The 25,764-nt window shown below is 60.7% G+C and carries 23 protein-coding genes; 6 read left to right on the forward strand and 17 right to left on the reverse strand.

The genetic code is table 11. The features are described 5' to 3' along the window. Nucleotides 1-88 precede the first annotated feature (88 nt). Nucleotides 89-1,105, forward strand: coding sequence for an AraC family transcriptional regulator GliR (gene gliR / locus JN524_RS18415; protein WP_202370247.1), 1,017 nt, complete (start codon nucleotides 89-91; stop codon nucleotides 1,103-1,105). 514 nt (nucleotides 1,106-1,619) lie between these two features. After that, nucleotides 1,620-1,985 carry a DUF6124 family protein gene (locus tag JN524_RS18420; protein WP_202370248.1) on the forward strand — a complete coding sequence of 122 codons (366 nt, stop codon included), beginning with the start codon at nucleotides 1,620-1,622 and terminating at the stop codon, nucleotides 1,983-1,985. 256 nt (nucleotides 1,986-2,241) lie between these two features. On the opposite strand, the gene JN524_RS18425 is transcribed toward JN524_RS18420, so the two are convergent. From JN524_RS18425 to JN524_RS18450, 6 genes are all read right to left on the reverse strand, one after another. Next, entirely contained in the window at nucleotides 2,242-2,610 is a 369-nt protein-coding gene (locus JN524_RS18425) for a glyoxalase superfamily protein (protein WP_041066674.1), read from the reverse strand. Nucleotides 2,611-2,761: 151 nt separating this feature from the next. After that, complete coding sequence (locus tag JN524_RS18430; protein ID WP_202370249.1) at nucleotides 2,762-4,219, reverse strand: N-acyl-D-amino-acid deacylase family protein; 1,458 nt, start codon at nucleotides 4,217-4,219, stop codon at nucleotides 2,762-2,764. 25 nt (nucleotides 4,220-4,244) lie between these two features. After that, the gene (locus JN524_RS18435; RefSeq protein WP_202370250.1) at nucleotides 4,245-4,883 is read right to left on the reverse strand and encodes a YdcF family protein; all 639 of its coding nucleotides are present in this window, start codon (nucleotides 4,881-4,883) and stop codon (nucleotides 4,245-4,247) included. A gap of 422 nt (nucleotides 4,884-5,305) precedes the next feature. After that, nucleotides 5,306-6,199, reverse strand: coding sequence for an NAD-dependent epimerase/dehydratase family protein (locus tag JN524_RS18440; protein WP_202370251.1), 894 nt, complete (start codon nucleotides 6,197-6,199; stop codon nucleotides 5,306-5,308). A 103-nt stretch (nucleotides 6,200-6,302) separates the two neighbouring features. After that, nucleotides 6,303-7,214 carry a LysR family transcriptional regulator gene (locus JN524_RS18445; RefSeq protein WP_135294911.1) on the reverse strand — a complete coding sequence of 304 codons (912 nt, stop codon included), beginning with the start codon at nucleotides 7,212-7,214 and terminating at the stop codon, nucleotides 6,303-6,305. 188 nt (nucleotides 7,215-7,402) lie between these two features. Further along, nucleotides 7,403-7,993 carry an NAD(P)H-dependent oxidoreductase gene (locus JN524_RS18450; RefSeq protein WP_202370252.1) on the reverse strand — a complete coding sequence of 197 codons (591 nt, stop codon included), beginning with the start codon at nucleotides 7,991-7,993 and terminating at the stop codon, nucleotides 7,403-7,405. A 182-nt stretch (nucleotides 7,994-8,175) separates the two neighbouring features. Between JN524_RS18450 and JN524_RS18455 the strand changes: the two genes are divergently transcribed. Next, nucleotides 8,176-8,490: a putative quinol monooxygenase gene (locus JN524_RS18455; protein ID WP_103367737.1), complete on the forward strand. Its 315-nt coding sequence runs from the start codon at nucleotides 8,176-8,178 to the stop codon at nucleotides 8,488-8,490. Here JN524_RS18455 and JN524_RS18460 read toward each other — a convergent pair. Next, nucleotides 8,480-9,244, reverse strand: a complete 765-nt coding sequence (locus JN524_RS18460; RefSeq protein ID WP_202370253.1) for a sulfite exporter TauE/SafE family protein — start codon at nucleotides 9,242-9,244, stop codon at nucleotides 8,480-8,482. The two genes, JN524_RS18455 and JN524_RS18460, sit on opposite strands and share 11 nt — an antisense overlap. Before the next feature lie 215 nt (nucleotides 9,245-9,459). On the opposite strand from JN524_RS18460, the gene JN524_RS18465 reads away from it, so the two are divergent. The 3 genes from JN524_RS18465 (at nucleotide 9,460) to JN524_RS18475 (ending at nucleotide 11,582) form a co-directional block, all read left to right on the forward strand. Then, a complete protein-coding gene (locus JN524_RS18465) occupies nucleotides 9,460-10,341 on the forward strand; it encodes a LysR substrate-binding domain-containing protein (protein WP_202370254.1) in 882 nt (293 codons plus the stop codon). Nucleotides 10,342-10,396: 55 nt separating this feature from the next. After that, nucleotides 10,397-10,972, forward strand: a complete 576-nt coding sequence (locus JN524_RS18470) for an NAD(P)H-dependent oxidoreductase (RefSeq protein ID WP_007911589.1) — start codon at nucleotides 10,397-10,399, stop codon at nucleotides 10,970-10,972. Between the two features lie 199 nt (nucleotides 10,973-11,171). After that, nucleotides 11,172-11,582 (forward strand): MerR family transcriptional regulator, encoded by a 411-nt coding sequence (locus JN524_RS18475; RefSeq protein WP_202370255.1) that lies wholly within the window; start codon nucleotides 11,172-11,174, stop codon nucleotides 11,580-11,582. A gap of 69 nt (nucleotides 11,583-11,651) precedes the next feature. Here JN524_RS18475 and JN524_RS18480 read toward each other — a convergent pair whose 3' ends face one another. The 10 genes from JN524_RS18480 to JN524_RS18525 are packed head-to-tail and all read right to left on the reverse strand — an operon-like array spanning nucleotide 11,652 to nucleotide 25,759. Beyond that, nucleotides 11,652-14,267 (reverse strand): MMPL family transporter, encoded by a 2,616-nt coding sequence (locus JN524_RS18480; protein ID WP_202370256.1) that lies wholly within the window; start codon nucleotides 14,265-14,267, stop codon nucleotides 11,652-11,654. A gap of 33 nt (nucleotides 14,268-14,300) precedes the next feature. Beyond that, nucleotides 14,301-15,137, reverse strand: coding sequence for an outer membrane lipoprotein-sorting protein (locus JN524_RS18485; RefSeq protein ID WP_093442334.1), 837 nt, complete (start codon nucleotides 15,135-15,137; stop codon nucleotides 14,301-14,303). A 57-nt stretch (nucleotides 15,138-15,194) separates the two neighbouring features. Then, the gene (locus tag JN524_RS18490; RefSeq protein ID WP_202370257.1) at nucleotides 15,195-16,493 is read right to left on the reverse strand and encodes a DUF1302 family protein; all 1,299 of its coding nucleotides are present in this window, start codon (nucleotides 16,491-16,493) and stop codon (nucleotides 15,195-15,197) included. A 2-nt stretch (nucleotides 16,494-16,495) separates the two neighbouring features. After that, the gene (locus JN524_RS18495) at nucleotides 16,496-17,260 is read right to left on the reverse strand and encodes an SDR family oxidoreductase (protein WP_202370258.1); all 765 of its coding nucleotides are present in this window, start codon (nucleotides 17,258-17,260) and stop codon (nucleotides 16,496-16,498) included. Next, complete coding sequence (locus tag JN524_RS18500) at nucleotides 17,257-17,994, reverse strand: 3-oxoacyl-ACP reductase family protein (RefSeq protein ID WP_202370259.1); 738 nt, start codon at nucleotides 17,992-17,994, stop codon at nucleotides 17,257-17,259. Before JN524_RS18500 ends, JN524_RS18495 begins: the two co-directional genes overlap by 4 nt. Nucleotides 17,995-18,003: 9 nt before the next feature. Beyond that, on the reverse strand, nucleotides 18,004-20,874 hold the full coding sequence (locus JN524_RS18505) for an aminotransferase class III-fold pyridoxal phosphate-dependent enzyme (RefSeq protein WP_202370260.1): 2,871 nt from the start codon (nucleotides 20,872-20,874) through the stop codon (nucleotides 18,004-18,006). A 54-nt stretch (nucleotides 20,875-20,928) separates the two neighbouring features. Next, entirely contained in the window at nucleotides 20,929-22,137 is a 1,209-nt protein-coding gene (locus JN524_RS18510) for a beta-ketoacyl synthase N-terminal-like domain-containing protein (protein ID WP_202370261.1), read from the reverse strand. Continuing rightward, a complete protein-coding gene (locus JN524_RS18515) occupies nucleotides 22,130-23,428 on the reverse strand; it encodes a beta-ketoacyl-[acyl-carrier-protein] synthase family protein (protein WP_202370262.1) in 1,299 nt (432 codons plus the stop codon). The genes JN524_RS18510 and JN524_RS18515 overlap by 8 nt, the downstream gene beginning before the upstream one ends. Next, nucleotides 23,425-24,483: a beta-ketoacyl synthase gene (locus JN524_RS18520; protein ID WP_202370263.1), complete on the reverse strand. Its 1,059-nt coding sequence runs from the start codon at nucleotides 24,481-24,483 to the stop codon at nucleotides 23,425-23,427. The genes JN524_RS18515 and JN524_RS18520 overlap by 4 nt, the downstream gene beginning before the upstream one ends. 1 nt (nucleotide 24,484) lies before the next feature. Continuing rightward, nucleotides 24,485-25,759, reverse strand: coding sequence for a beta-ketoacyl-[acyl-carrier-protein] synthase family protein (locus JN524_RS18525; protein WP_202370264.1), 1,275 nt, complete (start codon nucleotides 25,757-25,759; stop codon nucleotides 24,485-24,487). Nucleotides 25,760-25,764 lie beyond the last annotated feature (5 nt).

Raw genomic sequence — 25,764 nt, forward strand, 5'->3', positions numbered from 1 at the left:
AGTGCCAGCCATTTACTTTAGTCGGGGTTTCAAATTACCTTTCAGCCATTCATTCGCTCACGCTGGCCTTGATCAAGGAATTCGGATCATGCAATCGCTCGGCTTCACCTCGGTTCCGCCGCTGCTCAAATACGTGCGCCATGCCGAGCAACTGGGCATGGCCATCGAGCCGGCGTTGGCGGCAGCCGGATTGCAGGCGCAGCAACTGAGCGACAACAGCCTGCGCTTGCCGGGCGAAACCCATGAGCGCCTGCTCGATTATTTCTGCGCGCACTCGGGCGATCCGCTGTTTGGTCTCAACGCGGCAAACTTCGTCCTGCCCAACTCCTGGAGCGTGCTCGGTTACATCACCATGAACTGCGCGACTCTGGGCGACGCCATGAGCCGGATCATGCCGTTCGAAAAACTGGTGGGCGACATGGGTGTCAGCCGTGCCGAGGTGCAGGACGGTCATGTGCACCTGATCTGGACTTGCCGCTATCAACGCCCAAGGATTCGCCGGCATCTGGTGGAAAACGTCCTTGGCTCGTGGCTGCAATATGCACGCTGGATTGCCGACACACAGATGTCACCCGCCGCCGTGTGGCTGGAACATCCATGCCCGACAGACGCCAGTCAGGCGCAATACGAAGCGTTTTTCGATTGCCCGGTGCTGTTCGAGCAGGCGTATTCGGCGCTGATCGTGCCGCTGGCGTATCTGCAATTACCGCTGCGCCAGGCCGATGCGCAGTTGCTGCGCACCCTGGAAGAACACGCGATGGGTTTGATGGCGACGCTGGAGGATGCGTCGCTGGAACAGCGGGTCAAAAGCATCCTGCGCCAGTTGCTCAAGGAAGGCTTGCCGCGCAAGGAACAGGTGGCCGAACAGCTCGCGGTGTCGGTGCGCACGTTGCAACGCCAGTTGCATCAGGCGGGGACGTCGTATCAGCAGATTCTGGATGACTTGCGTCAGGAGCTGTCCGAGCATTACTTGCTCAACAGCACGTTGCCGATTCAGGACATTGCGCAGTATCTGGGGTTTACCGAGCCGCGGTCGTTCCATCGCACGTTCAAGAGCCGGCGCGGGATGCCGCCGGGGGAGTTTCGGCAGATGCATCGGGGGTGATTATTCTGGCCTCATCGCTGGCAAGCCAGCTCCCACAGTGACCGGGTCGTACACAAAATCTGCGGCTCGCACATAACCCTGTGGGAGCTGGCTTGCCAGCGATGGCGCCAGTGGCCACACCAAAAACCCGACAGACAATTCCTCAATTTCAGCCGTCCGATAAACCCACTGCAGCCCCCGTGTTTAAAGACACTCAGTGTTACGCCCTACTGCCTACAAATCCTTGCGCCGCTGCCTACGGCTAAGCCAGAATCCGCCGGCTTGTGCGCCCCGGAGGCCGTCGGTAACTTGAGTCCGTCACTGATTTCCAGTGATCGGGTTTAGTAGCCCGAGGTAATTCGGCTGGTCGTACATTCATCACAGGTGCTGCATACCTGAGCTTGATGGTGGCTGTACGTAGGGCGCTTCGGCGCGCCGGCTTAAGCTGAGTTCCCCGGTCTACTAACCTGCGTACAGCTGCCACCCTTTCGTTTAGTAGCAAAGGGGCTGGCGCTCAATGACGGGAACACAGCCTATGTTCAAAGTTACGCCAAACCCACCGGACACCGGTCCGGCCTCCCTCTACGAATCCCCCGATTCAAGGAAATTCCACGAAGCCGCCGAGCGCGCCCTCGACCACTACCTCGGCCCACCGCGGCCCGCGATCATGGCCACCCCGTACCAGCCCAATCGTCTCTACATGGCCAACCCGGCCAGCGGCACCGAACCGTTGCTGGCCGACGCCAGCGAAACCCTGGGCTCGGCCACCGTGATGCTCAACGACTTTGCCGGCCTGCTTGAAGGCTCACACCGCAAGACTCTGCAAGGCATCGCGCAGGTGGTGATGGTGGCGGAGATCGCCGTCAACCGGGTGCTGGATCAGTTAGTGCCAACGGAGTAACGAAAAAGCCCGCGGCAAAACCTTAGTGGTTTGGCAGCGGGCTTTTTTGTATGGCGTGAATCTTTTTCCCTCACCCCAACCCTCTCCCGGAGGGAGAGGGGGCCGATCGAGGGATGCTCGCGAGACACACCGACCTGAAAATGCTGCTGTGAATGCACAATCGCAGCGGATCATTCAGGTCGATGTACAGCGCAAGACACCTCGGTCAGTCCCCTCTCCCTCTGGGAGAGGGTTAGGGTGAGGGGCTCTTCTCAGCTCAAACACTGATCGCGTTGGTAAACACCAACCGATTACCGAACGGATCAGCAATCGTCATGTCCTGACTGCCCCACGGCATCGCCTGAATCTGTGGGTGCGAGAACTTGTAATCCTTGGCTTGCAACTGCTGCTGAAACGCCTCCAGCTCATCGGTCTCGATGCGCAACGCCGAGCCCGGGGTCGCATCGCCATGATGCTCGGACAGGTGCAACACGCACTCGCCACGCGACACCTGCAGATACAGCGGGAAGTTCGCTTCGAAACGATGCTGCCAGTCGATCTTGAAGCCGAGGAAGTCGACGTAAAACTCCAACGCCTTGGCTTCATCGAAGATCCGCAGGATCGGGGTGGTTTTGCCGAAGCTCATGGGGTGCTCCCTGACTGGTTGGCCCAAGAGTTTAGCTGGGCTGGATGTCAGCAATTCGGCTTGGTTTCGACATTCTTTAATCTCAGAGTGCCACCATGAGACGCAGATCAAAAGATCGCAGCCTTCGGCAGCTCCTACAGGGGCTTGGCAATCAATGAAACCCTTCGCGCAAATCCCCATTCCTCGCCAGAAACCGCCCTTTTCGACGCCCGTTCGCCTGTCCGTCGCGATAACTCAACCCCCCATTGACCCACACCCCATCAATCCCCTGCGCCGCTCGCTGCGGATCATGGAAATCCGCCACATCTCGCACCGTCAAAGGATCGAACAGCACCAGATCCGCCCAATAGCCTTCACGAATCTCGCCGCGCCCTTTCAAGCCAAACCGTGCCGCCGACAGACCGGTCATCTTGTGCACGGCCGTATGCAGCGGAAACAGCCCGACATCACGGCTGAAATGTCCCAATACCCGTGGGAAAGCGCCCCACAGGCGCGGATGCGGGAACGGGTCTTCCGGCAGGCCGTCAGACCCGACCATCGACAATGGATGCGCGAGGATTTTTCGTACATCGGCCTCGTCCATGCCGTAGTACACCGCCCCCGCCGGTTGCAGGCGCTTGGCGGCTTCGAGCAGTGGCACGTTCCATTCGGCGGCGATGTCGATCAGCTCGCGTCCGCTGACTTCAGGATGCGGTGTCGACCAGGTGATGGTGATGCGGTGGGCGTCGGTGACTTGCTTCAGATCCAGCGTCGAAGAACTCGCCGCGTAGGGATAGCAATCGCAGCCCACGTGCTGGGTTTTCGCCGCTGCTTCCAGCGATGCGAGCAACTGCGGACTACGCCCCCAGTTGCCGACGCCGGCGCATTTGAGGTGGGAGATGATCACCGGGGATCGCGCGTGACGGCCGATGCTGAACGCTTCCTCCATCGCCTCCAGCACCGGTTCGAATTCACTGCGCAGGTGGGTGGTGTACACCGCGCCAAATGCGGTCAGTTCTTCGGTCAGTTGCTTCACTTCGTCGGTGGAGGCGTTAAAGGCGCTGGCGTAGGCCAGACCTGTGGATAAGCCGAGCGCGCCTTCTTCAAGGCTTTCACGCAGTTGCTCGCGCATGGCGGCGATTTCATCTGGCGTGGCGGTGCGGAACAAGTCGTCGAGGTGATTGCTGCGCAGTGCCGTGTGGCCGACCAGTGCAGCGACGTTCAGCGTGGTGTTCGCCGCTTCGACGGCGGCGCGGTAATCGCTGAAGCGCGGATAGACGAACGCCGCTGCGCTGCCGAGCAGGTTCATCGGGTCCGGCGGATTGCCTTGCAAACTGACCGGCGAGGCGCTGATCCCACAGTTGCCGACAATCACCGTGGTCACGCCCTGGCTGAGCTTGGGCAGCATCTGCGGCTGGCGGATGACCACGGTGTCGTCGTGGGTGTGCACGTCGATGAAACCCGGGGCGAGCACGCGGCCGGCGGCGTCGATTTCTTCCGTGGCGCGAGCATCGTGCAAGTCGCCGATACGTTCGATGCGCCCGTTGAGAATCGCCACATCGGCGCGGTAGCCGGGCGTGTTGCTGCCATCGATGACGGTGGCGTTGCGGATCAGCGTGTCGTATTGCATGTCTGTCTCCCGGCGGGAGTCAGCGTCAACTCCTGCCCTTGATCAAATGGTGATCGAAGCCTTGCTCCACCAGATACCGCCAGGCTACCTGAACCTCTTCGGGGATGACCTGCTCGACCTGAAAACCCAACGAAGGGTAAACCATGATGCGGTGCACATCGCCGACCATTTCGTCGATCAGGCCCAAGACCCCGATCAGATTGCTGACGTCATCGGGAAATCGGAACGACGGCGCATCCACAAAGGCTTCCAGGCCGGGCCATTGCACGGGCAAGGTCAACGCCACGCGCCGGATCGAATTGGGCTTGGTCAGAAAGGTCGCGCGACGCACGTCGGGAAACATCGCCCGGGCAAACGCAATGTTTTCGGCAAAATTGGTCGCGCGGGTTTCCAGGGTGAACTGCTCTGCCCTCACCCCTTGCATCAACGCGTGTTGGGCAAAAATATCGGCTTCGATGCGTTCCCACAAATGCCTGGTCCAGTTGCCGGTATTGCCGGTGAACAACAGGTGGGGGGCCACGCCGTCTTTCAGGAGTTGGCAGGCGTAATCGCAGACCCGCAGGTCGTAGGAGCCGCAGACTACGATCAGTTCACAAGGGCTGTGTTGGCGCCCCGCACCGAGGAATTTCCAGAGCACGCTGGCGTGCTGCAACGTCAATGTCATGACCGGGCAAACCTCTGGGTCGAGTCGTCACCAATGCAATACACAGTGCGCCGCTGCCGACCGCCGACAGCACGCCGCTGACGGAGTCCTGAAACGAGCCTCATGCCTGCAAAACGTTTTGGGCGACATTCATCGCAGCCGCCTTCGTTGCACCGGGGTAGCAGCCTAGTCGGTAATTTCCCGAGCACCCGGCGAAGTCCTCGCTAAAAATCAAATTTCACTGGTAGCCGCTGTGTTTGTAGGGGGTACCGGGACAAAAAAACGGACGATGACGGCGTGCCATTCAACTTTTGTGTTGTTTGATCCAGCGCTTTCGCGAGCAGGCTCGCTCCCACAGGTTGATCGCATTGCTTCAGTCAGAATGCGTTCTATTTGTGGGAGTGAGCCTGCTCGCGAAGGGCTTGATGCGGCGCAGCGTGAACTCACACCATCTCGTTACGGATCCAGTCCACCACCGACGTACGCTTCGGTACCCAGCCAAGCAGTTCGCGGGCGTGTTTGCCGCGTACCCGGCTGTTGGAGCCGAGGCCGTAGTTGGCCATTTCGTAGCCCCACTCGGCTTCGGCATCTTGCAGCGGCCAGTCTTGTGGCTCGCCGAGATTCAGCGCTTCGGCCATAGCGGTGGTCATGTCGATGAACGAGGCTTCGCCGCTTTCGACGAAGTAGAACGTGCCCGGTATGTTCTTGGTCAGCGCCAGCAGGTACAGGGCGACGACGTCTTCGATGTGCACGTTGGACCAGATGTTCTGGCCAGTGCCGACATGGCGCACCACGCCGCTTTTGCGCGCTTGTTTGAGCAGACGCGGCAACTGCACGCTGTCGCGATTGACGCCCAGACTGTGGCCATAGATCAGGGTGTTGCAGATCACAGCCGAGTTCACGCCGTCCTTCGCGGCGGCGAGGATCAGGTTGTCGATGGCCACACGGGCAGCCTTGTCAACGGTGGGTTCCGGCAGGTTGTCTTCGTAGTAGATGACGTCGCTGGACTTGCCGCCCGAGGCATCGCCGACGATGCTCGAACCGCTGGTGTGCAGGAATACTTTGTTCGAGCCGCGCAGGGCATCGAGCAAGGCTTCGACCGCGCCGCGATGGTCGCTGCTGGCGGCGTTGATCACCGCATCGGCGGCGCGGGCCTGTTCAGCCAGCAATGTACTGTCTTCAAGGGTGCCGATCACCGGGGTGATGCCCAATGCCTTGAGCTCTTCGGCCTGTTCGGCGCTGCGCACCAGGCCGGTGACATTATGGCCGGCCTGGACCAGACCGGTGGCGATGGAACCGCCGATAAAACCGGCGGCGCCGGTGATGAATACGTTCATGGAGAAACTCCCTGCGTGAATAAGTGATGCAGCGAGTATCGACCAGTCACCCCGATGGAAAAACCCGCCCTCGCCCAAATCACTGTTGCGCAGGGGTCACGAATCAGCCCTTGAAATCGGCGCTGGCGTAAGCGGCGAGTTTGCTCTGGATAAAATCGAGGAAGCACTGAATGCGCAGCGCCAGTTGCGAGTTCCGGTAGTACACCGCGTTGATCGGCTGGCGATAACCGCTGTTGAACTCCGCCAGCAAAACCTTGAGGCGCCCGGCGCGGATGTCGTCGATGGTCATGAAGTGCGACAGGCAGGCAATGCCCTGGCCTTCCAGCGCCAGATGGCGCACGGTCTCGCCGCTGGAGGCGCTGATGGCCGGAGTGATTGGCCAACGGTCGCCATGTACGTAGCGCAGCGGCCACTGGTTGAGGCCTTCGTTGTGGGTGAAGCCGAGCAGGGTGTGGTCACTCAAGTCGGCGACCTGCTGCGGCGCCCCGTGTTTCTCAAGATAGGCCGGGCTGGCGACGATCAGCAGCGGACTGCAACCCAGCGAGCGCGCATGCAAGGTCGAATCGGCAAGGGTGCCGATGCGGATGGCGACGTCGGTGCTTTGTTCCAGCAGATCAATGATCAGGTCATTGCTGTTGAGTTCGAGCTGGATGTCCGGGTACAGGCCACGGAACTCGTCGATGTACGGCACGATGGCGTGCAGCATGAAGGGCGAGGCGGCGTTGATCCGCAGGCGTCCGGACGGGGTTTGCTGGCGTGAGGACAGTCGCTCTTCGAGCGCATCCATCTGATCGAGAATCAGCTTGGCCTGCTCGAAGAAATACTTGCCCTCCTCGGTCAGGTCCATGCGCCGCGTGGTGCGGTTGATCAGCGTGGTGTCGAGCTTTGCTTCCAGCCGCGACAGTGTGCGGCTGACCGCCGAGGGGGTCTGGCCGACCTGCTCGGCAGCAGCGGAAATCGAACCGCACTCGATCACGCAGACGAAAATCTGCAACTCATCGGATCTGGCTTTCACGGGTGTCCCTTATTGATCGACTGCACAAATCCATTGTGGAGAGAGAACCCCCCTGTGGCGAGGGGATTTATCCCCGATGGACTGCGCAGCAGGCCCCCGCTTTTTGAGATCAAGATCGGGGGCCGCTGCGCGACCCATCGGGGATAAATCCCCTCACCACAGTTAAAACCCTCACCGAATGAATCACCTCACGCCTTGAGACCAAACACCTGTTTCAGATGCGACTCATACCGCGCCACATCATTCTCGATGTTCGGGCGCTTCATCACGTCCACACAGAGAAACGTCGGCAGCCCGCTCATGCCCAAAAACTCGTTGGCCTTGTGGAACGGGAAGTACACCGCATCCACACCTTTGGCTTCAAAGAAATCGCTCGGGTCATCGAACGCCTGCTGCGGTGCGTTCCAGGTCAGCGACAGCATGTATTGCTTGCCCTGAATCAGGCCGCCGCTGCCGTACTTCTGCGACGCATCGGACCGGGTCCGGCCATCGCTGGCATAGAGGCTGCCGTGGCCTTCGGTGAAGACTTCGTCGATGTACTTTTTCACCGTCCACGGCGCGCCCATCCACCAGCCCGGCATCTGATAAATGATCACATCGGCCCAGAGGAATTTGGCCACTTCTTCAGCGACGTCGTAACCCTCGTCGATGAACGTGGTTTTGACATCCAGACCGCCACGATCCAGTACGCTCAGCGCGGTTTCGTGCAAGGTCGCGTTGTAACGACCGTCGGAGTGGGCGAATTTCTTGCCACCATTGAGCAACAACACTTTTTTCATCAGAACGCCTCGCGCAGCCATTGGGCTGGAGAAAGATGGGAAAACGAATGGCGGCAGGTTAACCATCCATCTCGCGCGGAATAAGCCGCGTCGGCGCAAAATACATTTGATCAAAAAGCACGAATCGAATGCCGATTGTTGCAATAGCATTCCCGGCCATCTGCATTTGAGGAGTTGTTTCGATGAGTGAACGCCACGGTTTCATCCTGCACGCCAAGACCCGCCCGGAAAAAGCCGAGGCTTTCGAAGCGCTGTTTCGCGCCTATGTCGAACCGAGCCGCGCCGAGCCCGGCTGCATTGAGTACCACATGCTGCGCGACAAGGAAGACCCGACGCTGTTCATCTTCTACGAGATCTGGGAAAGCCAGGCGCACCTCGACGTGCATTCGAACCTGCCGCACATGCGCGATTTTTTCGACAACCGCATGACGTATCTGGAGCGCGATTTCGATATCCGTCGCATCGACATGCTGAGCGCCTCGTCGGCTAGCCGCTGATCAGCAGATGGGCGCCGAGTGCGCCCAGTCCGATGAAGAACACCCGCTTGAACAGCACGGCACTGATGCGCTGACGCAGCCATTGGCCGAACCACATGCCCAGCATCGCCGGGATCAGCACCAGCAGCGACGCACTTAATTCGCCACTGCCCAGTGCGCCGCGCCAGAAGAGGCCTCCGGCCAGCGCCAGGGTCGACACGGTGAACGACAGGCCCAGCGCCTGCACCAGTTCATCGCGCTGCAAACCCAGCGCCTGCAGGTACGGCACCGCCGGAATCACGAACACGCCGGTGGCCGAAGTGATGACCCCGGTGATCAGTCCGCACAGCGGACCCAGCCACGGCTCATGCCGAGGATTGACCTGCAGCGTCGGCAGCAGCAACCCGCTCAATGCATACAGCAGCAACGCCGCGCCCAGCCCACGCACCACCCAATGCCCGCCTGCCATGCCGATCGACAACGTGCCGACGGCGGTGCCGAGGAAGATCATCAGCAACAGCGGCCACAGGCGTTTGATCAGCCCTTTTAAATGTCCGCCGAACGCCAATTGCCAGACATTGGTCAGTGTCGCCGGAATGATCAGCAGCGCGGCTGCCTGCGACGGGGCCATAGCCAGACCGAGCAGGCCCATGGCGACGGTGGGCAGGCCGAGGCCGATCACGCCCTTGACCAGCCCGGCCATGATGAAGGTGGCGACGACCAGCAGGGACAGGGCCATGCCAAGGTTCTGGTAGAAATCTGCGAGTGCGTTCATGGCGCTACTGTGCGCTTTGGATGGAGTGTTGAAAATCTGCCATATACTGAGGCTGCCTCTGCCAATGCAAGAGGCTGAATTATTCATTGGAGCGACCGGCCTCATCGCGAGCAGGCTCACTCCTACAGGTTGGCGTTCACCTCCGATCCAATGTAGGAGTGAGCCTGCTCGCGATAGGGCCAGTGCTGCCCCTACAAAAATTTGAGGCTGCCCCGATGCACTTCGACCTCACCGACCTGCGCCTCTACCTGCACATCCTCGACACCGGCAACATCACCGCCGGCGCCGCCCGCAGCCATCTTTCACTGGCCGCCGCCAGCGCCCGCATCCGCGCCATGGAAGCCTCGCTGGGCACCGAATTCCTGCAACGCGGTCGCCGTGGCGTGAGCCCGACGCCGGCCGGCAAGGCTCTGGCGCAACACGCGCGCATTCTCCTGCAACAGGCCGAACGCATGCAGCAGGATCTGGCCGAATACGCGCAGGGCGTCAAAGGTCAGGTGCGGCTGTTGTGCAACACCACGGCGATCACTGAATACCTGCCGGAAGTGCTGGCGGACTTTTTGCGAGAGCATCCCAACCTCGACATCGATCTGCAGGAACTGCCCAGCGCGCGCATCACCCACGCCTTGCGCCAGGGCGCGGCGGACCTGGGGATCGTTTCCGATGCGGTCGACACCCTCGGTCTGCAAACCCGGCCCTTTCGCGACGATCCATTGATACTGATCCTGCCTCCTGAACATGCTTTGGCGAGTCAGGCGTCGCTAACGTTTGGTGAAACCCTGGCGCACGACTATGTGGCGCTTGGCAGCCACAGCGCGCTGGCGATTCATCTGGAGGAACAAGCGCTGCACATCGGCCAGCGCATGTCGATCCGGATCCGCGCTGATGGCTTCGAGGGCGTCATGCGCATGGTGGCGCGAGGTGCGGGGCTGGCCATCGTGCCCAAGGTGGCCATCGAGCGCTGGGCCTCGGTGCACTCGATAACGTGCCGGCCGCTGGCCGAAGTCTGGGCGCATCGCACCTTGCAACTGTGCGCACGGGACTTCGACCACCTGCCAGGTTACGCCCGGGCCTTGTTTGATGCGCTGGTGCCTTGACTCTACCGCTAGGGGCAGACTCTATCCTGTGGGCTTCATTTCAGGAGTACACACAATGAGCAAACGAATGCTCGTGATACTGGGCCACCCCTCCACCGACAGCTTTTGCGGGGCATTGAGTGAAACCTACGTTCAGGCCGCCAAGGATGCCGGGCATGACGTGCGGCTGCTGCGACTGGATGCGCTGGAGTTCGACCCGGTCCTGCACGAAGGCTACAACAAGGTGCAGCCACTGGAGCCGGATCTACTGCAAGCGCAGGCCGATATCACCTGGGCCGAACACCTCACTTTCGTCTATCCGATCTGGTGGGGCGGGATTCCGGCACTGTTGAAAGGCTTCGTGGACCGGATTTTCCTGCCGGGTTTCGCCTTCAAATATCGCGAAGGCAAAGCCTTCCCCGACAAGCTGCTCAAGGGCCGCACCGCGCATTTGCTGGTGACCATGGACACGCCGTACTGGTACTACAAATGGATCTATGGCATGCCGGGGCTGCATCAGATGCGCAAGACCACGCTGGAATTCTGCGGCATCAAGCCACTGAAGACGCTGACTTTCGGGCCGATCCTCGGCTCCAAGCCAAACCAGCGCGATGCCTGGCTGGAACAGGCGCGCGTGACCGCCGCCGTCTAAGGCTTTCCAGCCGCCTCAGCTGACGGCGCACACGCCGCCGTCAGTGCCTCTGCTGGCTCCCTTCACGAGCCCGTCCGTCGCCTGTGCGCGTCATTTACGCGCAGTTGCAATTTTCCGATGGTATTGGACATATAATCGCCGCCGATCCGGCATGACGCCCGATCGCGCTACGCTATGTTTGATCATCGAGACGGACCTTATGTATATCGGCAAAGCCGCCCAGCTGTCGGGCACCACAGTCAAAAGCATTCGCCATTACGAAGAAATCGGCCTGTTGCCCGAGCCCAAGCGTGAAGGCAAATACCGCATCTACAGCCAGCAAAGTGTCGAGGTGTTGACGTTCATCAAGTGCGCCCAGCAACTGGGTTTCAAGCTCAAAGAGCTGCAGGTGATCCTCAACAACTACCGCGGCGACGAATTCCCGTGGGACATGGCACAACGAGCCATAGCCGAAAAAAAAGCCGAACTGGTGACCCAGATCGGCGATTTGCAGCAATTGCATGATGGCCTCGAGGCGTTTGAGAACAATCTCAATGACGCCCGCCAGGAATGTCAGTTCGAGCGCATTGCCCGCTACGGCGAAAAAAACCCGGTCACTACACTGAACTGAAAATCCTGCTGCGCCGCATGAGCGGACTCGCCTGCCGCCTCAGAGCCGGCGTGCCTGCGCGTTGGCGAATCAGCCCGGCACCGGCTCCCCCTCTGTGCGCACTGTTGGGGCCGGCGCATGCACCGGCGCAATCGCCGCAAAGAACCACGGCGATACCAGCGTCACCAGGACAATGGTCATGACCCCGCTGGAAAACAGCGCCATCGCCACCAGTGCGCCGAGATCGACAATCGGCTTGAAGTCGGAAAACAGCAACGCCATGAAGCCTACGGAGAAGATCACCACGTTGATCACCGTCGAGCGGCCGACGCTGTGCATCGCCTGCAAAATAGCCGCGTCGATCTCAATGCCCTGCTGCACCAGCAACTTGATGCGCGACAGCAGGTGCACCGCATAATCCACCACCCCGACCACCAGGAACGTCACCAGCGTCGTGCCGATGTTCAGCTCGATGCCGAACAGGAACATGAAGCCGTAAACCGTCACTGAGGTGGTCAGCAAGGTCAACATGCCCAGCACCCCGAGGCGAACCGATTTGAGCCAGTACATCATCATCAGCGTGACCACCAGCAACGCCAGGGAAAAACTCAGCACCTGACCCTGAGTGATTTCCTGCAGCACCCCGGTCCAGATCAACGGCGTGCCGGCGTGGGTCACTTCCAGGTTGGCCGGTTTATTCACCAGCAGCCAGGCATCGAGGCGGTCGAGCATGCCCTGATAGTCGCTGGCGACCGACGAGGTCATGGTGTACAGGGTCAAGGCCTTGGAAAAGTCGGCATTGAGCACGTTGTTCAGGTCCGAACCACCACCGTTTTCGAACAGCATCACGTGCTGCTCGATCAGCGAATTGCCCGGCACTTCAAAACGCTCGATCTGCCCGTCGTCATTGATTGATGTCACTTTCTCCACGGCATTCGGCACCCGCAGATAATCCGGGTTCATGTCGTTGAGCACCAGGTTCATGCGCTTGACGTACGTGGCCAGCGAGTAGCCGTAACTGACGTTCGGTTGCTGCTTGATGAAGTGGTCGAGCTTGTCGATGAACTGCACCACTTCAGTGGTCAGCACGCCGCGCGGCTCTTTGCTGTCGATCGCGATCCAGCCCGGCGCCGTGCCCGCCACTTTGGCGTGGTTGATGAACTGATCGGACACGCGAATGTGGCTCTCAGGCTTGAAGTAAGCGATGCCGGAGTCTTCGATATCGACGCGGAACGTGAACACGGTAGCCAGCGCCAGCAGCGGCAACATGACCATCAGGATCGGTTTGCGAAAGCGGATCATCCAGGCACAGAACGCAACCAGGTACCGCGAGATAATCGATTCCTTGTGCACCTCAGCCTTGGCCTGCTGCGGCTGATCCTTGCCCCAGATCGCGATCCACGCCGGAATCAGCAGCAGCGAAATGATCAGCGCCGCGGTCAGACCGATGGACATGAACACACCGAAATTGCGAATGCTGACAATGTTGTTGGTGGTGGAAATCATGAACGTGGCGATGGTCGTCACGGTCGTCAACACCACCGGTACCACCATCAAGCGCTGGGTTTCGCGGTTGGCCTCGCGATTGCTCTTGCCAGCGTTTTTCTGCTCGTAATATTCAGCCATCACATGGATAGCATCCGAGCAGCAGATGGTGAACAGGAACACCGGCAGCACACTGGTCAGCAGGTCAAACGGCACCCGCAACAGTGCCATCAGGCCCAAGGTCCAGATGGTGCAAAACAGAATGTTGAACAGCGGCAGCAGCACGCCCAGTGGTTTGCGGAAGAAGAAAATCAGCAGCAAGGTAATCAGCAGAAACACGATCGGGAACAGCACGGCCAGGTCGTGATCGATGATTTCCTGCTGCGCGGCGATAAATATCGGCATGCCGGCAATGAAGATTTCGTCCTTGTACTCCGGGTGTTCGGCCTGATATTGCGCGACGATGCCGCGCACGATCTGATAAGCCCGCAATTGCGCCTGAGCGTCGTCCTGCTTGGTGCCGAGTTCGGCCACCAGCATCGCGACCTTCTTGTCCCTGGACACCACCCCGTCGACCATCAACTCGTTGCCCATGATCTGCGACTCGACCAGCGCCGGGTCGATGTCATAGGCATTCAGGGTCTTGTGGATCAACAGCTCGCCGTCGTCGGTCAGGACGATGTTTTCCAGGTCGCCCATCGAGGCCATTTCGCGGATCGGATTGATCCGTTCGGCGAGAAAAGTCAGGAACAACTGATCATGGGCATCCCAGTTCTGACTGTGGGCATGATCACGCAATGCCTTGGCGTTGGCGTAATCGTTCTGCGAAAAACCACCCTCGAGAATGTCCCGGGTCAACAACTGCGCACGACTGTCGTCTGGATGCCGGGCGACGATCTGCACCAACTGCTCCTTGTCGGCATCGTTGGCCAGAATCATCTTGCGCACCGACTGCGACATCGAAAACAGCGCGTTGAGCGTCGATTTGTTGAACACCGTTTGCGGGTTGTTCAACGCCACCATCACCGAGTCGAACGTGCCGGTGAACTCACCCTGCAAATCGATGATGGTCTTGCGCGCCGGGTGGCTTTCCTTGAGCAGGTAAGGGTTGGTGTCGGACACCAGCGCGCCCAGCGTATAAGTGAAATACGCGGTAATCGCCACCAGCAGGAAAACAATCGCCCGCGCATAGCGCTCGACGAAATTCAGATATCTTTCCATGATCATGCGGTTCCAGGTCGTCGGGGTCGGCGCTTAGCGGGCAGACACGGCAAAGTCCGGCAGGTCACCGGTTTTCAGCCCGCGCTTGATGGCGGTCTGGGTGAACAGGCGATCTTCCAGGGAGACGTTGTACTGCAACTGGTTAAAGCGCATTTCCGAACGCGTGCCGTCGATGAAATGCTCGGTTTCACTGAGCACAATGCTGTCGATCGAGTCGATGGTCGCGACTTTCTGCGTACGCATCTGCTTGATCAGCACACCTTTGACGTCGAAAAAGTCCTGACGCATGACCAGGAAATTCTGCTTGTCGATCCACACCTTCAGCTTGTTGTAACCGGTCTTGGCCAGCACCTCCGGGGAGGCCGGTTCGCGCTCGATCACGTAGCAGTCGCGGCCCTTGATCTGTTCCTCGCCAACGAGTTTCTGCGAGTAATCCTTGACGCGGATCTTGTCCAGATCGGCATACGAATACTCACTGCCCATGAACGAGCCGCGCTTGTCAGTGGTGGAGATGCGGCGGGTCTGACGGCTGACTGGCAGGTACATCCACTGGCTGTCTTCCAGGCCGAGGGTTTCGTGCGGGTTTTCAATGTGGAAGGCAACGTCACGCACGTCCGTGGGCGCGGAAAAGTACATGCTGAACTTGTCGCTGTCCGGGTAATCCTTTTGCAGGTAGGTGAACTCGCGAACGCGGGTATTGCCTTTCTTGTCATGCAGGATCAGCGAAACCTGGGACATGAAGCTGTTCCCGTCATTGCGATCGCGTACCTGACGGATTATCTCATCGGCATTGCCAGCCTCGGCGGCACTGGCGCAAGCACTGCCGAGGATCAATGCGGCGGTGGTCAGACTTTTCAAAAACGGCAACATGACAACTTCCTTTTCGTTGGATAAGTGCACCTGCACGAGCGCGGCAGGCGTGATGGGTCAGAACAGATAACCGGCCGACAGCCGCACTTGATCGCGCTTGCTGTACTCGCCGAAAGACCTGTCTGGTTTGCCGAAGAACACATCCACTTCCAGGCCGAGCTTTATGTAGTCGACCGGCTTGTAGGTGAAGATGCCTTGCAGCAATGCGTTGTCCTGAAACGGTGGCGAGGCAGCAGCGACCAGACGACTCTTGAGACGGTCCTGCCAATGGGTGCCTTCGGCCGACAGGGTGAACAGCGGTTCGCGTTTGTTCTGCAACATGCCGTCCTGCCAGTCGAGCAGCACTTGTTCCTGCCACTGCGCGGAAATCAGCCAGTCGCGCAACAGGTAATCGACACCCAGCAGCGACTTGACCATGGGCGTACTGTCGGCGCCGTGGGCACGCGTCGGGTTGGTCACTCGCCAATTGTCGAAATACGCTACTTCGCTGCGCACCACGATGCTGTGTCCGGCGTCGATCGCCAGCCCGGCACCGCCCATGGTGTAACGGGGAAACTGCCGTTCCAGTCGCGTACGGCCGTCATCGGCGAGGCCCTCGACCGCGTATACCGGGTCTTGCTGACGGGCGCTCAAGGCAACAAAACTGGTGTCCACTGCACCGATCCGGCCATTGGCGCTCAGGCCATAGGCATAGCCCTTGTCGCCGTCATAGCCGGGCTTGGAATCGAGCAGGAAATACTGCGGGTCCGGCGTGGCAAACAGTGGCGCGGCAAATTCACTGCCCTCAACCGGCGCCTGGTTTTTCACGAAGTCCGTGATCCACAGCGCCTCCAGCTCCCATTCGCCCACCGGTTGCGCAAAGCGCACCATGGGCACGGCGATGCGGCTGTCTTCCAGCAGCGGCGTCAAACCATCGCGATAGTCCAGCGGGTTGATCTGATCGAGCACGCGCAATTCATCCGCGCGGCCCCAGACCACCTGCTGCCAGCCCACCGTCACTTCGCCGTCACCCAGCGAATGGCCGACGTAGAGGTGCCGCCAATCAGCGTCGAAACGGTACTTGTCGCGCGCCCGTTCGCTGTACGGATTGTTGCCGTCATAGCGCGCGTCGTAACGCACGCGTCCCTTAGCCTTGTAGTACCCGCCCTCCCAGTTGTCTTCCAGGCTGGCTTTGAAATACATGGCTTTTTGTGTGACCTGATCATCGCCGTGCAGACGCATGGCCGTGGCCACGCCGACTTCACCGTCGGCGTAATCGGGCTTCAGATCATCAACGGCAAATTCGGCCAATGCGCCGGGCGCAGCCATGCACGCCCACATCGCACACACGATGTGACTGTTGTGAAATCGAGGCATCGCTACATTCCCAACCCGACACCGCCATCGATCACCAGACTCTGGGCAGTCACCCCGCCAGCCTCGGGGCTGGCCAGGTAACGCACCATCGCCGCCACTTCTTCGCTCTGAATGAAACGGCGCATCGGCAGTTTCTTCTTCGCGTTGCGTACGATCTGTTCCTGGGTCAAACCGGCGATTGCCGCCTGCGTCGCCAGTTCACCCTGCAACATCGGCGTATCGATCCAGGCCGGCAGAATCGCGTTGACGGTGATCTGCCGAGAAGCCAGATCCAGCGCCAGCGCCTTGGTCATGCCGACGATGCCGTGCTTGGACGCGCAGTACGCGGTGTTGCGCACCTTGCCGGCACGGCCGAGGATCGACGACATGTTGATGATGCGCCCACGGTCAGGCATCAGCGCCAGACACAGCGAGGTCACGTAGAACGTGCCGTTGAGGTTGACCGAAATCACCTTGTGCCAGTTGAGCAGATCCTCCGGTTCGTTCTCGTTGCAGATGCCGGCGCTGTTGACCAGCACATCGACGTATTCGACTTGCGAACCGAGGGTCTTGAACAACGCTTGCATGGCCGGCAGATCGGCAATGTTCGCCACATGGGTGTCGACCCGCGCCTTGATCTGCTCCTGACGCTCGTCGACCCAGCGTTGTAGTTCGGCCAGATCGAGATCCAGCAGGATCAGGCGATTGTCGGCATCGGCGGCAAAATCCTCGGCCACCGCGCGACCGATGCCTTTCGCCGCACCGGTGATCAGAATGGTTCGGCTCATGGCATTTTCAACCCGCCGTTGACCGACAGGACCTCCCCGGTCAGGTACAAACCGCGATCGGCGAGGTACAGCACGGCTTGGGCAATTTCTTCTGGTTCGGCGTAGCGTTTGATCAGCAGACGCGACTGGATTTCTTCCTCCTGACTGCCGATCAGCGCGGTACTCATCTCGGTCTTGACGATGCCCGGGGCGACCGCGTTGACACGAATGTTGCGCGGCGCCAGCTCCACCGCCAAGGCACGGGTCAGCGACTCGACCCCGCCCTTGGCGGCGGCATAGTTGCTCTGCCCTTTACCGGGTTTCTGCGCAGCCACCGAACTGATGTTGACGATGCAACCGCTGCGCTGGCGCAACATGCCCGGCACCACCTGCTGACAGCACAGCATCGGGCCGATCAGATTGGTCTGGATCACCTCGACCAGGTCGCGCGCCGACATCGTCGCGAGCAAGCCGTCACGGGTGATGCCGGCGTTGTTGACCAGCAGATCGATACGCTGGAAATGCGCCTCGACCCGTTCGAAGAACGACTTGATGCTGTCACCACTGCTGACATCGCACTGCAACGCCAGGCAATCGATCCCCAACGCCTGCACCTCATCGCGCAAGGCCATCGCCGCGACTTCATCGCGCACGTAACTGAACGCGATCTGATAACCCGCTCCGGCCAGGGTCTGGACAATCGCCCGACCAATGCCACGACCGCCACCGGTCACCACTGCTACTTTATTCGGCATGACCATTCCTTAGAGCGAGTTGTCGGTTTTGAACTGCGCGAGGCTGAAGCCGTGGGTCGCCGCCAGTGCACGAATCTGCTGAACCTGCTCGCGGCTGATGTCGCCATAGGAGTAGTGCTGTTTCATACCGGACAGGCCCATCAGCACCGATTCGGCCATGCACGCGTACAACTGACCTTGCTTGAGATAGGCACGAACGTTTTTCACCAGGCCATCACCCAGCGGCGTCTGCACGATGCCGCCGTGCATGTAGAGCACGTCGGAGCGTTGGCTGGCGAGGTTCTGGTCAACGTTCAGCGGAACGGCGATGTCGCAGATCACGCTGTTTTCGGCGAAGTGCTCGGCAAAGAGAAACGGCTGCGGCGCGTTCGCCGCGCAGAGCACGATGCGCGCCTGTTTCAGCACTTCAAGATCATTGCTGACGGTGATGAAGGCGTTCGCGCCCAGGCGTTCTTCAACCAGTTTCGCCACGCGCAGCCCCAGATCGGCGCTGCTGCCGAGAGCCTGCAAGAGTCCATCGATTCCATCAATTTGCTGCAGGCGACGGGCCAGGCGATCGTGTTCGGCGCCCCCCTTGAGGATCGCGCGGGCGGCTTCGGCGTAAATCTGTTGAGCGGTTTTTTCCAGACGACGCAGGGAACCGTCGCGGCCACTGCCGATAAGGATCAGGTGCTCGACGCTGGTCGACAACAGCGAGGCGTAGGTCGAGGCAATATTGCCCGCCGCACCGACCACCGCTGCAGTCTGCTCGCCCAGCTCAAGGCCTTGCTGCCTGCAACCCTGCTCGATGGCTTCCAGGCCCATGCCGATGGTCAGCGCGTTACCGGAGGTCAGTGCCATGTCAGGAATCTGCAAGGCCTGGCAGTTGTTGGTGACGATCGAGGTGTACATGCCCAGCCCGGCGACGGTGTAGCCATCGGCGCGGGCATCCTTGATGCGATTGCCGACTTCTTCGCGGATGGTTTGCAGATCGCCGCTGGCGATGTACGCGGCCATCGCATCGGAGTCCATGCACAGCGGGTACAGGGTGAATTCCACGGCAGTGCCCAGTTTCGAGCGAATCTGCACCGGGCCGATTGGCGCGGCACGGCGCTCGGGCGCCATGCGTTTGATGAACTCGCGTTTCTGTTCAGCGCTCAGGGTCCACAGTGAAGGATCGACATCGCTGAGCATGTCCGAATCAATCAGATGGTTGATGAACGCCACGCGAGCCACCACGCGCACGTTCTCGTCAGACTTTGGGCGAGTTTCGGTCTCCTTGAAGCTGACCTCGCGCGTCGGCACATCCGCGATGCTGTCGGCGCACACTCCGGCGGCCAGCGGGAAGGCATCGCGGCGGCGCAGCATGTCGCAGACTTTCTGCAACGAAGCGATCAACCCGTCAATTTCCGCAAAGGTGATGCACACCGGCGGCTCCAGACGGATCACATTGGCGTTGCTGCCCGACGGCGCCACGCGCAGCGATTCGAATTGCAGCAGGTAGCCGGCGATGATGTAGCCCAGCGCATCGTTGTACTGCGCCGATGCCTGAACCAGTGAACTGGTGCCGGTCAGGTCGTGCAGTTCGAAACCCAACAGCAAGCCGCGCCCACGCACGTCGGCGATGACGTCCGGATAGGCCGCCTTGAGTTCCAGCAGCGAAGACTTGAGGTATTCGCCCTTCCTGTTCACGTCCTTGAGCATCGCGCTGTCGTTCTCGAACAGACGGCGCAAGGCCGCCAGAGCGATATGGCAGGACGCATCGTCTTCGGCAAAAGTCGAGCTGTGGATGTAGCTGAAATCGTTTTCGTAGTGACTGGCACGAATCACCGTCGCGGCGATTTTCATCAGACCACCGCCCAGCGCTTTCGACAGGCAGTAGTAATCACCCTGCAGGTTGAAATGGCTGGCGCCGAGCAAGGTGCCGGTGCGGCCGAAACCCGATTGCACTTCGTCGATGATCAGCGGGCATTGCTGCTCGTTGCACAGGCGTCGCAGGCCCAGATAGAACTCAGCGGCGAACTCGTTGATCCCGCCTTCGCCCTGGATCGGCTCAAGCAATACGGCGGTGATCGCACTGAACGCCTCACGGCGCACCTGCAGGGTTTCGCCGCTCCATTCCAGGCTCAGCCAGTGACGCACGTGACGGGCCGGCAGCTCTTGCAATTGCTGGGGTTGCTGCGGGTCGATGAACTCGACGTTGAGGCCGAAACGGGCGAACGGCTTGCGGTACTGCTTGCCGTACGTCAGTTGAACGGTGTTCACCAGTTTGCCGTGGAAGCTGCCGCGCACAGCCAGGAACACCGGCTCGACATGCAACTGCGCCAGGTTGTGCTGACGCACCGCTTCGGCCACTTGGCGCACGGTGACGCAGGACAGATTCTGCGGCAGCAGACCGGCAGGCAAATCGAGATCGTCGATGTCCAGTTCGACGTAAGCCTTGTCGCTGGCAACCAGATTGGCGAGGGCGAAATCGCGCTCGTCGAATTGCTTCTGCAGGTTTTTCTGACGACGGTATTCGGCGTGCTTGACGGCGATTTCCACCGACTCGGCGCCACTGTTGGAGAAGGTCGAAATGTAGCGTTCGCTGTTGTTCAGCTCACGGTTGAACGCTTCACTGAGCTCACGCCCCAATTGACCGGCCGCACCGCGCACCGACATCTGCGCATTGAACGGCACATCGGCACGCAGCAGGTCGACGAGTTGATCGACAAATTGCGGATCGTTGTGGCCATACAGCGCGGCGCCGTAACCGCCGAGGAAGTCAGTGACAGTCACCTCTTCGCCCTGCCGATCGCGGTAAAACAATTTACTGCCCAGCGCTCTGTGGAACTGGCACTCCAGGCCCAGGGCCTGCATCAATTCAACGAATTTCGGCCGTACGTAATCGCGGTAATCCATGACAGTTCTATCCCTTGAGTAAAAAATCAGATGCGTTTCGTTGCGTGCCGACGGTCAGTCGGCCGCGTGAAATTCGAGTTGGTAACCGGCGCTGAAACCGTTGTCGTCGCGGTTGATCACCAGGCAATCGTGCAGCACGGCATCGCGCGGCCCGCCGATCACAAACGGCAGATGCGCATCCAGCGGTTGCTCCAGGCCACTCACCGGCGCAATGCTCTGCGCCTGCAAGGCCTGCCGGGCAAAGATCAGATCAACCAGACTCGGTGCACCACTGAGCATGCCGGTCAATGGCGTGCTGCTGGTGATGTGCGCGGCGCCGGTTCGTGCCAGCGTGCGGGCCAGATCGGCATCCTTGTGCGGATCGCCAGAGGCGCTGCTGATCAGCAGATCCACCTGTTTGTCCGGCAGGTTCAGCGAATCCAGACGAGGATGTGCGAACAGTGCGCTCAGGCAGGTTTGCGGCCCTGCCGGCAGGTCATCGGCGCGGCGCAGTACCAGCGCCGCCGCACCTTCACCGGCAATGCCGCCACAGCCCTGGCGATCAAAGGCACGCAGGCTTGGCGAACCGTCGGTGCTGATCACCCCCGCCTCGGCCAGTGCGGCGAGGGCCAGCGGATCCAGTTCACTGCCCGCGCCCACCACAATGGCCGCGTCGATCCGACCGCTTTGCAACGCCGCGCACGCTTCACGCAGCGCCGCCAGATTGCCGGCCACGCCTTGCATGTAGGCGTTGCATTCACACTCAAGCTTCAAGGCCAGACTGACAACGCCGAGCAAACCGTTGCTCAGGCTCTTGAGGACCAGAAACGGATCGAGTGCACGCTCCTGCAACACGCGTTTGGCCAGACGCTGCATGTCGGCACCGGTCTCGGTCTGACATTCGTGCAACAGTTCGCCGTAAGACGCGAGCGAGGGATGGGTGTAACCGCCCTGGCAGCAATAGAGACCAAAACGCGCGTTGTCGCGGCCCGGTTCAAGCCCGGCCTCGGCCAACGCCTGGCGCACCGCACTGACGCCCCAGATCACCGCCGGCGGGCAGTAACGCTGGAGGTTTTGCGCAACGTCCTGACGGCTACGTTGATGATCTCGATCAGCGATGTGCCCGAATGCAATGACCCGCTCGCTGTGGAACAGCGACGAGTTCAGGGGCGAGATTGCGCTGCGCCCTTCGCGGGCCGCCGACCAGAACCCCTCAACGCCCCAGCCGGTGGGCAACACACAACCGCTGCCGGCGATCGCGACACGTACAGTGGCGTCAGTCATGTCCATGCTCCCGATATTTGCCAAGGGCCAGCGAGGTATTGAGGCCACCGAAACCGAAGGAATTGCTCAGCGCGTAATCCACTCGGCGGCTGACGGCTTGACCGGCGCAGTAATCCAGATCGCACTGTTCGTCCGCGTCATGCAGGTTCACCGTTGGCGTGACCAGATCGTTGAGGCAGGCCAATGCCGTGACGATGCATTCCGGTGCGCCAGCGGCAGCGATCAGGTGACCGAACTGTGATTTGTTGGCGCTGACGGCCAGGGTTCGATAATGCTTGTGCTCGGCGAACACGCTTTTGATCGCCAGGGTCTCGGCCACATCATTGAGCGGAGTCGACGTGCCGTGAGCGTTGATCAGATCAATCTGCTGCGCACGCAAACCGGCGTCGTCCAGCGCGGCCTGCATCGCCAGTGCCGCACCGCGTCCTTCCGGTTGCGGTGCGGTGACTTTGTAGGCGTCCAGGCTGCTGCCGAACCCCAACACTTCGGCATACGGCGTCGCGCCGCGGGCCAAGGCATGTTCGAGGCTTTCCAGCACCAGAAAACCACCGCCTTCACCGGCAATCAGACCGCTGCGGTCACGATCAAACGGACGGCACAGATCCGCTCCCCAGCGCTGCTCACCCGACGCGGCACCGAGTAGATACAACGCCGCCATGGTGTCGAGGTTGAGCACCGAGTCGGCGCCACCCGCCAGCGCTACGCTGACTTCTCCGCGACGAATCATCTGAAAGGCATTGCCAATCGCTTGGGAAGCACCGGCACAGGCACTGCTGATGTTGATCACCGGCCCTTCACAGCCCAGGTCGTCGGCGATTACCCGCGCCAGGCGGTCGTTGCTCTGTCGCAGCGAGCCATCGGCATTCACTTGCCCGGCCCGCGACATCAGGCAGGACCAGTTCGGGGTACCGCCATTCGGGGCTTCGGTCAGCAGCATGTCAGCGAGCATGTGCTGCGGTGCTCCCGAGGCACACAGCACCGCAGCGCCCCGCAACTGTTCCGGCTGCAACCCGCTGTCGCTGACGGCTTGTGTGGCGGCGACCCAGCCAAAGCGGCTGCGTTTCTCCAGTGGCATCGTCCATGCCGGATGGTTGTGCAGTTTTTCCGGCAACAGGCTCATGTCGACCGGCGCAGCGTAGCGCACCGCGAATGACGCCTCTTGCAGGTCGTCGGGTTGCCATGGCCGCACGCAATGTTCGGCGCCGAGCATTTTTTCCCAGAGGGTCTGCCATTCGAAACCGAACCCGGTAACGGCGCCCAATCCGGTGATCACAATCCGTGTCGCACTCATGCGTGCTTCTCCATGGTTTCGCTGGCCAACAGCAATGCGCCCCAGTGACCGGCGCGTGTGTGGCTGACAAGCAACGTGTAACCCGGCGTCGCCGCCGTATCGCGGCTGAAATGCAAAGTCAGTGCGACCTCGGTCAGCAAGCCGCTGGCGCCCAGCTCACCGGTCATGGGGCGGGTGCTGCGAATCTCGCGCGGGAAAGCTTCGAGCAGCTTCATCACGTGCCCGTCAGCACAATTGCCGACGATATGCTCGACGTCACCGACCCGCAGTTTCTCCACACTCAGGACCTGGTCGATCACGCGCCGCCCCACCGCAACAGAGCGATGCGGATCCGTGCTGTAACCACGGGCAAACCCGGCAATGCGCACGGCGTGTGCCGCACCCGGCGGCGGTGTCGACGCCAGCAACAGCGCGGCGGCGCCCTCACCGAAAATCGGTTCGCTCGCCTGAGCGGGCTCGCGCAGGTACAGGGCCGGCGTCAGGTTCGGGCTGCTGCTGACCACCAACGCGGCGTCGGCATGTCGCTCGCCAATCTGCTGGCAGGCTTCGATCAGCGCATCCAGCCCGGCGTTGTCCTGAGAACAAAATCCGCCCATTGGTCCATGGCAATTCAATGCTTCAGCCACATAAGCCATGACACTGCTGTTGAGCAGAGTCAGCGCATGCAGGGGCGGTGTGTTGGCCAATAACTGCGCCAGTTGTTTTTGCGGCTGTTCGATGATCGCCTGCACCGCATCCCAGCAAGGACTCGGCGCGTCGACTTCAGGAATGGCCGCTGTCAGGGCAATGCGTGACGCGGGCAATTGCAGCGCCGCCAGTGCCGGCGCCAGCCGTGCGGCGCAATGCAACAGGCGCAAGCCCTGCGGTTCGACGCTGCGCTGGATCTTGCGATCAAACAGGTCACTGGCCAGTCGCGGCGTCGGCAAGGCAAACGCCCGACGCTGCGAGTCAAAGGCCAGCGGTTGCGCCGCGCAGGGCGTGCCGAGCAAGTCCGCGCATTCACTGCCCGCCACATTCAGCACCGCAGCGGCATTGAGGTAGATGGCTCGGTTCATGTCACGCCCTCCCCAAAACCAGCGAGCTGTTGATGCCGCCAAAGCCGAACGAATTGGACATCACCACGTTGATCGGCTGTCGTACCGGCTCGTTCAAGAACTTCAGCGAAGGGTATTCGGCACGCTCTGGGTCGTAATTCAAAGTGGGCAACAGCACACCGTCACGCAGGCTCATCAGCGACAGCACCGCTTCGATCGCGCCACTGCCTGCCAGGGAATGACCGATGGCGGACTTGTTGGCGGTGAAGGTCATGAAGTCCTGACATCCGCCGAACAGACGCTGCAGCGCCAACGCTTCACAACTGTCATTGGCCTGCGTGGAGGTGCCGTGGGTGTTGACGTGTTGCACGGCGCTGCGCAGCAGCCCGGCGTCTTCGATTGCTGCTTCCATGCATTCCTCGTATTTACTGCCGTCGCGGCTGCTGGAGGTCATTTTCTGTGCCTCGCAGACATTCGCGTAACCCAGCACCCGGCCCAGTGGCGCAGCCTTGCGCCGCTGGGCGTGGTCGGCGGATTCGAGAATGACCATCGCCGAGCCTTCGCTGAGGACGAAACCGCTACGGTCAGGCATGAACGGACGGCTTTGTTCGCCCGCGGGCAAATCAGCCTGACAGAGCGCGCCGAGGCTGTTGAACATGTAATAAGGCAGTTCGTTGGCCATCAGTTCGACGGCGCCACAGATAGCCAGATCGATCTCTCCGCGCTCGATGGCCCGGTAAGCACTGCCGATGGCCATGGTGCCGGCGGCACAGGCATCGGAATGAGTCGAGATGTGATCGCGGATGCCGAGCCGATCGGCCAGGTGCTGCGTCTGTTGATCGACCCGCCGGATAAAGGGCGCGCCGGACGCTGCCGGACTGTCCAGCAGACGGTCGAGGTCGACACGTCCGGCTTCATCCATGCAACGGCTGAGTCGCTGCAGATCGTGGCTGTCGGCACAGTACTTGTTGGCGCCCAGAAACAGACCGCTGCGACTGTGGGCAAAGTCTGCCGGCGTCAGACCGGCATGCTCCAGCGCCTGCCGGGCAACGTATTCGGCCAGCACACTTTGCCGTGGGTGCAGCGCCGCGTTGCCGCCGAAACCGGCCCCGATCCGCTGCCACTGCGTATCGTCGATAAATCCGGCTGCGCTGTTGTTGAATCCCAGCGCCTTGAACCGAGGATGTTCGCGGACACAGGATTGCTTCCGGCAAATCCGCTCGAACAACGTGGCAGCGTCCAGCGCCATGGGCGCCACCAGACCGAACCCGCTCACATAGACTTCTCGTGCCCGCATGAGAA

This window comes from Pseudomonas sp. MWU318 (assembly GCF_016756945.1).
GTDB lineage: Bacteria > Pseudomonadota > Gammaproteobacteria > Pseudomonadales > Pseudomonadaceae > Aquipseudomonas > Aquipseudomonas putida_A.

Bases quoted from the DNA above. Each gene is read 5' to 3' on its own strand.
- gliR (WP_202370247.1), top strand. From the start codon at position 89: ATGCAATCGCTCGGCTTCACCTCGGTTCCGCCGCTGCTCAAATACGTG.
- JN524_RS18420 (WP_202370248.1), top strand. From the start codon at position 1,620: ATGTTCAAAGTTACGCCAAACCCACCGGACACCGGTCCGGCCTCCCTC.
- JN524_RS18425 (WP_041066674.1), bottom strand. From the start codon at position 2,610: ATGAGCTTCGGCAAAACCACCCCGATCCTGCGGATCTTCGATGAAGCC.
- JN524_RS18430 (WP_202370249.1), bottom strand. From the start codon at position 4,219: ATGCAATACGACACGCTGATCCGCAACGCCACCGTCATCGATGGCAGC.
- JN524_RS18435 (WP_202370250.1), bottom strand. From the start codon at position 4,883: ATGACATTGACGTTGCAGCACGCCAGCGTGCTCTGGAAATTCCTCGGT.
- JN524_RS18440 (WP_202370251.1), bottom strand. From the start codon at position 6,199: ATGAACGTATTCATCACCGGCGCCGCCGGTTTTATCGGCGGTTCCATC.
- JN524_RS18450 (WP_202370252.1), bottom strand. From the start codon at position 7,993: ATGAAAAAAGTGTTGTTGCTCAATGGTGGCAAGAAATTCGCCCACTCC.
- JN524_RS18455 (WP_103367737.1), top strand. From the start codon at position 8,176: ATGAGTGAACGCCACGGTTTCATCCTGCACGCCAAGACCCGCCCGGAA.
- JN524_RS18460 (WP_202370253.1), bottom strand. From the start codon at position 9,244: ATGAACGCACTCGCAGATTTCTACCAGAACCTTGGCATGGCCCTGTCC.
- JN524_RS18465 (WP_202370254.1), top strand. From the start codon at position 9,460: ATGCACTTCGACCTCACCGACCTGCGCCTCTACCTGCACATCCTCGAC.
- JN524_RS18470 (WP_007911589.1), top strand. From the start codon at position 10,397: ATGAGCAAACGAATGCTCGTGATACTGGGCCACCCCTCCACCGACAGC.
- JN524_RS18475 (WP_202370255.1), top strand. From the start codon at position 11,172: ATGTATATCGGCAAAGCCGCCCAGCTGTCGGGCACCACAGTCAAAAGC.
- JN524_RS18480 (WP_202370256.1), bottom strand. From the start codon at position 14,267: ATGGAAAGATATCTGAATTTCGTCGAGCGCTATGCGCGGGCGATTGTT.
- JN524_RS18485 (WP_093442334.1), bottom strand. From the start codon at position 15,137: ATGTTGCCGTTTTTGAAAAGTCTGACCACCGCCGCATTGATCCTCGGC.
- JN524_RS18490 (WP_202370257.1), bottom strand. From the start codon at position 16,493: ATGCCTCGATTTCACAACAGTCACATCGTGTGTGCGATGTGGGCGTGC.
- JN524_RS18495 (WP_202370258.1), bottom strand. From the start codon at position 17,260: ATGAGCCGAACCATTCTGATCACCGGTGCGGCGAAAGGCATCGGTCGC.
- JN524_RS18500 (WP_202370259.1), bottom strand. From the start codon at position 17,994: ATGCCGAATAAAGTAGCAGTGGTGACCGGTGGCGGTCGTGGCATTGGT.
- JN524_RS18505 (WP_202370260.1), bottom strand. From the start codon at position 20,874: ATGGATTACCGCGATTACGTACGGCCGAAATTCGTTGAATTGATGCAG.
- JN524_RS18510 (WP_202370261.1), bottom strand. From the start codon at position 22,137: ATGACTGACGCCACTGTACGTGTCGCGATCGCCGGCAGCGGTTGTGTG.
- JN524_RS18515 (WP_202370262.1), bottom strand. From the start codon at position 23,428: ATGAGTGCGACACGGATTGTGATCACCGGATTGGGCGCCGTTACCGGG.
- JN524_RS18520 (WP_202370263.1), bottom strand. From the start codon at position 24,483: ATGAACCGAGCCATCTACCTCAATGCCGCTGCGGTGCTGAATGTGGCG.
- JN524_RS18525 (WP_202370264.1), bottom strand. From the start codon at position 25,759: ATGCGGGCACGAGAAGTCTATGTGAGCGGGTTCGGTCTGGTGGCGCCC.